A 7583-nucleotide genomic window follows, 5' to 3' on the forward strand; every position below is an offset into this window, starting at 1 on the left:
GAATTGGACGCCTCAGAGCGCCGGAAATCCGGCTTGATGCGGCGAAAATGAATTCTTCAGGGACGACTATCGATTTGCTCCATGAGGTCCCAGAGTGTGACATTCTGCCAATTCCTCGGGTAGATAAGCTCAGTTTTCGAGCGTCCGAAGAATCCTTCGCAAGCAGCGTTGTCTGGTGAACAACCCTTCTTGGACATTGATCGCACCAGTTTGGCGTTGTCCGTACGCTGAATCCAGCCGGGCCACCGGTAATACGCGCCTCTATCAGAATGAATCACGGGGTACTCGTTGGGCTGAAGGGTCCGCACCGCGTTATCGAGCATGGTGTTGACGAGGCTTGCGTCTGGACGAACGCCGATATTCCAGGCAACAATCATCGGTAATCCCCCCATTTTTAGCGATTGCCAGAAGTAGGAAGGCTACGCGGCCATGGCCAGCCGCTGTTTTGGGGTGATGCCGCCCAAGGCCATATTTGGGCGTTCGTGATTGCTCGTACCGTGGTGGGCTGGTCCATGAGTAGTCGCATCGATGCCGATCTGGTGCTCAACGCCCTGTTGGCGGCTGTCTGGCGCCGTCGCCCAAAGGCCGAGGTCATCATCCACAGCGATCAGGGCAGCCAGTTCGGTAGCCACGACTGGCGCGACTTCCTGAAGACCCATCGACTCACACCCAGTATGAGCCGGCGGGGCAATTGCCATGACAACGCCGTGGCTGAGAGCTTCTTCCAGTTGCTCAAACGCGAACGGATTCGTCGTCGCGTCTACATCGACAGATAGTTGTTTGTAGAGTACTTGTTTTACAGATCCTGTTCTGGCTATAGTGTTTATGTTTGGTTAATGAATAATTCAGGAAGATCTTGGCTGATATTTTATGATAATAATTGTCTTATCCGATTTCAGAATTCATATGCTGGCGGCGGCTTTTTCTATAGGCAAGCGCTTGGAGAAAAATAATAAAGTCTGTTATGTTAGTTCTAAGGCATTCCTCATAAAAAATGATTACGGAAATAACTTCCTAAACAAATTATCAAGAATTATCGCTAAGCATATTCTTCGTCTACATAAGGTTATTATTCTTCCATTTACTAAATACCCGGCTGAGAGTAATGATCTAACAGGAGTGTTTTCATCGCTCTATTCGTTGACCAGTGATTCAACTGCTGATAAAGAAAAATATCCAAAAATATGGGATGATCTATTAGAAATAGATGCTGCTTCTGAGGATTTGTTTACATATTTAATTAAATTGAGTCCTAGCGCCATATATGTATTCAACGGTCGGATTTCTTCTGTATACAAAGTAGCCAAATTCGCAAAAGATAAAAATATTCCAGTTTTCTACTATGAATACGGAAGATGTGGCTTGTCTTCATATACATTAACAGATTTCCCTATTCATGATCTTTATTCCTGGGGAAAGATGTATATAGAATATTTTGATAAAAAAAATATCTCAATAAAAAAACTGAATAAGTATAAGAAGGAATATATATCATCTAAATTTAATAATAAATTCTCTAGCTCCTATGATGATACTGCAGTGTCTCATTATGATCTATCTATATATATAAGCTCGACTCATGAATTCATGTCGCTTGCTTCTGATGTGCTTGCTAGTGATTATGCGAATGACCTCGCTTTTGTAAAGGATGTGATAAGAAAGAATCCAGGCCTTAATAAGGTAGTGGTTCGATGCCATCCAAATCAAGTAAATGATGTTGGTTGGAGAGACTCTCTGGCTCCTCTTGTGAATTATTGTGATGCTAAGAATATAGAAGTCGTCTTACCTGATTCTCCTGTTTCTTCGTATGCGCTATTAATTAACAGCGATCGGGTTGCTGTTAATATTTCTAGTATTGCTGTGGAGGCGATTTTGCTTGGTAAGATGCCGCAAATTTATGGATGGCCGCCATATAGATATGTGTATGATTGTGCGAGGAGAAAGTCATTAAATCAAGCTGAGGTAATTGATTATTTTGCATCGGTAATGTCAGTTTCGCGTTTTGCATGCCAGCATCGATATGGCATTGGGTGGATTATTGCTTTGTTCGTTTTTAGGATAATAAATAAATTGCTGGGTCTTGTTGTAAAAAACTTGTGAAGAATTATTTTTTGACATGGTATTCACTATATTTTGCATGCCGATTATTTTATATCCCATAAGATGCTGGGGCGATGACTAGTAAGTTGTGGTAAATTTAAGATCAAGTATTAATAATTCATCAGAGTATTTTGTGAAAAAAGCACTCATCACCGGCATCACGGGCCAAGACGGCTCCTATCTGGCAGAATTCCTGCTGTACAAAGGCTACGAAGTCCACGGCATCAAGCGCCGTTCATCGTCCTTGAACACCCAGCGGATCGATCACCTGTATCAGGACCCACATGAATCTAATCGCAAGCTGATCCTGCATTACGGTGATCTTTCGGACTCGTCCAATCTGATTCGTATCCTGTCAGAGGTCCAGCCGGACGAGGTCTACAACCTGGCGGCCCAGTCCCATGTGGCGGTCAGCTTCGAGTCCCCGGAGTACACGGCGGATGTTGATGCGCTGGGTACGCTGCGGCTCTTGGAGGGCATCCGTTTTCTGGGCCTGGAAAAAAAGACACGCTTTTATCAGGCCTCTACCTCTGAGCTCTACGGCCTGGTGCAGGAAACCCCACAGCGGGAAACCACGCCGTTTTATCCCCGTTCGCCTTATGCGGTCGCCAAGCTGTACGCTTATTGGATCACGGTGAACTACCGCGAGGCTTATGGGTTGTATGCTTGTAACGGCATTCTGTTCAATCATGAGTCCCCGCGCCGTGGCGAAACCTTCGTCACGCGCAAGATCACCCGGGGTCTGGCCAACATTGCGCAGGGTCTGGAAAAATGCCTGTACATGGGCAATATGGATGCGCTGCGCGACTGGGGCCATGCGCATGACTACGTCCGTATGCAGTGGTTGATGCTGCAGCAGGACCAACCTGACGATTTCGTGATCGCCACTGGGGTGCAGTATTCGGTGCGCGATTTCATCCGCAAGGCTGCCGCTCGCCTAGGGATTACATTGCGTTTTCAGGGCAGTGGCGTGGATGAACAGGGCGTGGTGGAATCCGTCAAAGGTGATGCCGCGCCAGCTGTGCGCCCTGGCGACGTGATCGTGGCGGTGGATCCGCGCTATTTTCGTCCGACGGAAGTCGAAACGCTGTTGGGCAACCCGGCCAAGGCCAGGGAGAAACTGGGCTGGGTGCCTGAAATCACGCTGGACCAGATGATAGAGGAAATGGTCGCGCACGATCTGGAAGAAGCCAGACGACATGCACTGTTGAAGACCCACGGCTACGATGTGCGGGTTTCTCGGGAAAACTGATTCAATGACTGTCGATAGGCAAGCAACGATTTTTGTGGCCGGCCACCGGGGCATGGTGGGTTCGGCCATCGTGCACCGGCTGCGGGCGTTGGGGTATGGCAATATTCTGACTGCAGACCGCGATCAGCTGGATCTGCTGGATCAGCAGGCGGTGCGCGATTTCTTTTCGGCGCATGCAATCAGCCAGGTCTATCTGGCGGCGGCCAGGGTGGGGGGGATTCATGCCAATGACACTTATCCGGCGGATTTCATCTATGACAATCTGATGATCCAGGCCAATGTCATTGGGGCCGCGCACGATCATGGTGTGCAAAAGCTGCTCTTTTTGGGATCTTCCTGTATTTATCCCCGGCTGGCGGCGCAGCCCATGCGCGAAGACGCCCTGTTGACTGGGGTGCTGGAATCCACGAATGAACCCTATGCCATCGCCAAGATCGCGGGGATCAAGCTGTGCGAATCCTACAATCGGCAGCATGATCGGGATTACCGCAGCGTCATGCCGACCAATCTGTACGGCCCTGGGGATAATTTTCATGCACAGAACAGCCATGTAATCCCCGCCTTGATGCGCCGTTTTCATCTGGCAAAGGAACAGGGGGATCCGCAGGTGGTGGTGTGGGGCAGTGGCACCCCCCGACGCGAATTCCTGCACGTAAACGACATGGCAGCCGCCAGCGTGCATGTGATGGAATTGCCGCCCGATGTCTGGGCGAGGCAGGTCAGTCCTATGTTGTCGCACATCAATGTCGGCTGCGGGTCGGATGTCACCATTCACGAATTGGCAACGCTGATTGCCGATGTCGTCGGCTATCGGGGGGATATCGTTTTTGACCCCAATCAGCCGGATGGCACGCCACGTAAACTGCTGGACGTATCCCGCCTGCAAAGGTTGGGGTGGCAGGCGGGGATTCCACTGAAGCAAGGCCTGGCGGACACTTACGCGTGGTATGTTGCGCATTTGGATGATGTGCGGGCCAACTGAGAACAGATTTTTATGACTGCTATTTTGCCTGTTGTGCTGGCTGGCGGTTCTGGGACACGCTTGTGGCCCCTGTCGCGCGAACACAAACCCAAGCAGTTCCTTCCTCTGGTTGGGCCGCAGACCATGTTGCAGCAGACAATCCTGCGCCTGGACGGTCTGAATTGCAGGACGCCGTTTGTCATCTGCAATGAGCAGCATCGGTTTCTGGCAGCGGAGCAACTGCGGCAGATCGATCAGGGAGAAGCCTCAATCCTATTGGAGCCCATGGGCCGCAATACGGCGCCAGCGATCGCGTTAGCCGCGCTGCAGGCGATCGCGCAGGGCGATGATCCGTTGTTGTTGGTGTTGGCGGCTGACCACGTGATCGCAGATGTTCCAGTATTTCATCAAGCCATCATGCGTGCCCGTGTGCTGGCATTGAATGATCATCTGGTCACTTTCGGCATCGTGCCGGATCGGGCTGAAACAGGTTACGGCTATATCGAACGAGGGAGCCCCGTTGCGGATGGATGGCGGGTGGCCCGGTTTGTCGAGAAACCCGATGCTCAACAGGCTGCCGAGTATCTGGCTGCTGGCCGTTATTATTGGAACAGCGGCATGTTCCTGTTTAAGGCTAGCCGCTATCTGGCTGAACTGGAGCAGCACCGGCCTGACATGCTGGCTGCATGCAAGGCCGCACTGGCGGATGCTGTTCGTGATCTTGATTTCATCCGCATCGGTGCCGATGCCTTTGGCCAGTGCCCTTCGGATTCCATCGATTATGCCGTCATGGAACACACGCAAGATGCGGTGATGATCACCCTGGACGCTGGTTGGAATGATCTGGGAGCCTGGGCTGCGTTGGGCGACGTGCTGGATGATGATGGTAATGGTAACAGTCTGCACGGCGATGTGCTGATGGATGGCGTGAGCGATTCACTGATTCATGCAGAAAGCCGATTGGTGGCAGCTGTTGGTATTCAAGGCTTGGTGATTGTCGAGACTAAAGACGCTGTGCTGGTCGCGGGAAAAGAGCATGTCCAGAACGTAAAGCGGATTGTGGATCAATTGAAAGACAGCGGGCGTACGGAACATGTCCAGCATCGGGATGCATACCGACCCTGGGGCGTGTACGATTGTATCGGCAGCGGGGATCGTTATCAGGTTAAGAAAATCACGGTCAAGCCCGGTGCCAAACTGTCTGTGCAGAAACACCATCATCGGGCGGAACATTGGGTTGTGGTCAGTGGCACTGCGCGGGTGACGAATGGTGAAAAGACTTATCTGGTCACCGAAAACGAATCCACCTACATTCCGATCGGTCAGGTGCATTGTCTGGAGAATCCGGGCGTTATTCCCCTGGAATTGATTGAGGTGCAGTCAGGCACTTATCTGGGGGAAGACGATATCGTGCGCTTGGAGGATCGCTATGGCAGAGCATAAGAAAACCCGGTTTTCAGTCGTCACGGCAACTTATAACGCGGCAGCAGTTCTGCCGCGTTTGATTATGTCTTTGAAGGCACAAACAGACCAGGATTTTGAGTGGGTGGTGGCCGATGGTGCATCTGCGGATGGGACATTGGCCATGCTGGAAGAGGCTGGAAAGACGCTTAGCATCCGGGTGGATTCACGGCCGGATTTTGGTATTTATGATGCGCTGAACCGGGCGGTGAAACTAGCCACAGGCGATTATTACCTAGTGGTTGGTGCGGATGATGAATTATTTCCGGATGCGGTGAAAAATTACAAAAATGCATGCGACATAACAGATGCCGACATGGTGACCGCATTGATCGAGGTAAATGGCAGAGTGGGCGGTGTACGCTCTCGTCAATGGGAGTGGTTGTATGGGCAATTTGCACATGTCAGCGGCCATGCAGTGGGATTGGCGATCAGGCGCAGTTTGCACGATAGGTTTGGCTGGTATTCCAGAAAATTACCGATTGCGGCGGATCAGCTTTTTATTTTAAAGGCGGTTCATGGTGGGTCTGAAATAAGCCGCCAGGATTTCTTGGCTGGTAAATTTCGGACTGAGGGAACCAGTGGTAATGATACAGTTGGAACGCTGGTCGAAGGTTTTAGGTCACAGGTCTTGGTTGGGCACAATGTGTGGCTTCAGTTATTGATACTGTGCCTGCGCCTTTTCAAGAATCGTCGATTTCTTGGCTCGAAGGGTTGACATGTTTTCTGTTGTGGTTCCCCTTTATAACAAAGGTCAGAGTATCCGGCAGACATTGGAAAGTATACTTGGTCAGACCTTCAAACCCAGTGAGATCATTGTTGTTGACGACGGTTCAACAGATAATGGTCCTGACGTTGTCAGGGAATTTACAGAACAGGGGGTCTGCCTGATTGGCCAGCCGAATCAGGGTGTCAGTGCTGCCAGAAATTTTGGAATCAGTTCGTCAAAATGTGAATATATAGCTTTCCTGGACGCTGACGATTTTTGGCTACCGGGCCATCTTGAGGCTGTTCGGAGTCTCATATTGTCTCACCCGCAAGCGGCCTTGTTTAGTACTGCCCATGTTATTCGCCGTCAGGGGAGATATCAACGGCCCTATTCGGTGTTTCCAAACGAGTGGCAAGGGTTGGTGCCGGATTTTTTTCAAGCGTATTCAAAAGGACTGGGGCTGGTGAACTCATCGACTGCGGTTGTGCGTCGTGCTGCCCTGATGCAAGTGGGTGGTTTTCCAGTTGGAATACGTCGCGGCGAGGATATTATAGTCTGGTCTAAATTGGCCCTGCTGCATCCGATTGCGCATGTTGAAGTTGTGACAGCCATATATGACCAACAGGCTGAAAATAGAACCGACAGACTTCGCATGACAGAACCGCCAGGCTCGCTAAGCTTTCTCGCGGATTTATTGAATAAAGAGGAACTGGCGGCGGCGCAACGGGTGGGTGTGGTGCGTTTGTTTGACCGCATTGCTTTTTTCACTGCATCTGGCTTGGTGCTTAATGCGGATCGCTTGGGCGCTTTATCCATTAGAGATTTGGCATTGGCATGCGGCAGGAATCGAACTGCGGCTGCGATCAGTTTTATTTCGTTTATACCCGCCTGGTTGTTGCAACTGGCACGAAATTTAAGGCATAGAAAGATAAATAAAAATATGCTTGATGATTTTCATGGATGATTTGGAAACCCCGAAATCAAAGTGACAGTTTGCATTGCTTTGGTGAATACGGTTCGTGGGATGGGATCGTAAGCTCCCCCTCAGAGTAGACATCAGCCAGTAGAATTTCGGAGCCTCCTTTCAATCGGAGACTCCC

6 protein-coding genes and 2 pseudogenes are annotated in these 7583 nt (G+C 50.5%); 7 read left to right on the forward strand and 1 reads right to left on the reverse strand.

Annotated elements, in window-relative coordinates; translation table 11 throughout:
* Window positions 1–65: 65 nt before the first annotated feature.
* Window positions 66–377: pseudogene (locus tag ABD022_RS01910) on the reverse strand (transposase); the annotation flags it as partial.
* A gap of 105 nt (window positions 378–482) precedes the next feature.
* Between ABD022_RS01910 and ABD022_RS01915 the strand changes: the two are divergent.
* From ABD022_RS01915 to ABD022_RS01945, 7 genes and pseudogenes are all read left to right on the forward strand, one after another.
* Window positions 483–773, forward strand: a pseudogene (locus tag ABD022_RS01915) (DDE-type integrase/transposase/recombinase); the annotation flags it as partial.
* A gap of 133 nt (window positions 774–906) precedes the next feature.
* The gene (locus tag ABD022_RS01920; RefSeq protein WP_343819748.1) at window positions 907–2100 is read left to right on the forward strand and encodes a hypothetical protein; all 1194 of its coding nucleotides are present in this window, start codon (window positions 907–909) and stop codon (window positions 2098–2100) included.
* A gap of 133 nt (window positions 2101–2233) precedes the next feature.
* Window positions 2234–3352: a GDP-mannose 4,6-dehydratase gene (gmd, locus tag ABD022_RS01925; RefSeq protein WP_343819750.1), complete on the forward strand. Its 1119-nt coding sequence runs from the start codon at window positions 2234–2236 to the stop codon at window positions 3350–3352.
* 4 nt (window positions 3353–3356) lie between these two features.
* Window positions 3357–4334, forward strand: a complete 978-nt coding sequence (gene fcl / locus ABD022_RS01930) for a GDP-L-fucose synthase (protein ID WP_343819752.1) — start codon at window positions 3357–3359, stop codon at window positions 4332–4334.
* Window positions 4335–4346: 12 nt separating this feature from the next.
* Window positions 4347–5756, forward strand: coding sequence for a mannose-1-phosphate guanylyltransferase/mannose-6-phosphate isomerase (locus ABD022_RS01935; RefSeq protein WP_343819754.1), 1410 nt, complete (start codon window positions 4347–4349; stop codon window positions 5754–5756).
* Window positions 5743–6492 carry a glycosyltransferase gene (locus tag ABD022_RS01940; protein WP_343819756.1) on the forward strand — a complete coding sequence of 250 codons (750 nt, stop codon included), beginning with the start codon at window positions 5743–5745 and terminating at the stop codon, window positions 6490–6492. Before ABD022_RS01935 ends, ABD022_RS01940 begins: the two co-directional genes overlap by 14 nt.
* Window position 6493: 1 nt before the next feature.
* The gene (locus tag ABD022_RS01945; RefSeq protein WP_343819759.1) at window positions 6494–7447 is read left to right on the forward strand and encodes a glycosyltransferase family 2 protein; all 954 of its coding nucleotides are present in this window, start codon (window positions 6494–6496) and stop codon (window positions 7445–7447) included.
* The last annotated feature ends 136 nt before the right edge of the window (window positions 7448–7583 follow it).

Source organism: Castellaniella daejeonensis, assembly GCF_039523555.1.
GTDB classification, from domain to species: Bacteria; Pseudomonadota; Gammaproteobacteria; order Burkholderiales; family Burkholderiaceae_B; genus Castellaniella; species Castellaniella daejeonensis.

Coding starts and splice junctions, on each gene's coding strand:
- fcl (WP_343819752.1), top strand. CDS start 3,357: ATGACTGTCGATAGGCAAGCAACGATTTTTGTGGCCGGCCACCGGGGC.
- ABD022_RS01945 (WP_343819759.1), top strand. CDS start 6,494: ATGTTTTCTGTTGTGGTTCCCCTTTATAACAAAGGTCAGAGTATCCGG.
- ABD022_RS01935 (WP_343819754.1), top strand. CDS start 4,347: ATGACTGCTATTTTGCCTGTTGTGCTGGCTGGCGGTTCTGGGACACGC.
- ABD022_RS01940 (WP_343819756.1), top strand. CDS start 5,743: ATGGCAGAGCATAAGAAAACCCGGTTTTCAGTCGTCACGGCAACTTAT.
- ABD022_RS01920 (WP_343819748.1), top strand. CDS start 907: ATGCTGGCGGCGGCTTTTTCTATAGGCAAGCGCTTGGAGAAAAATAAT.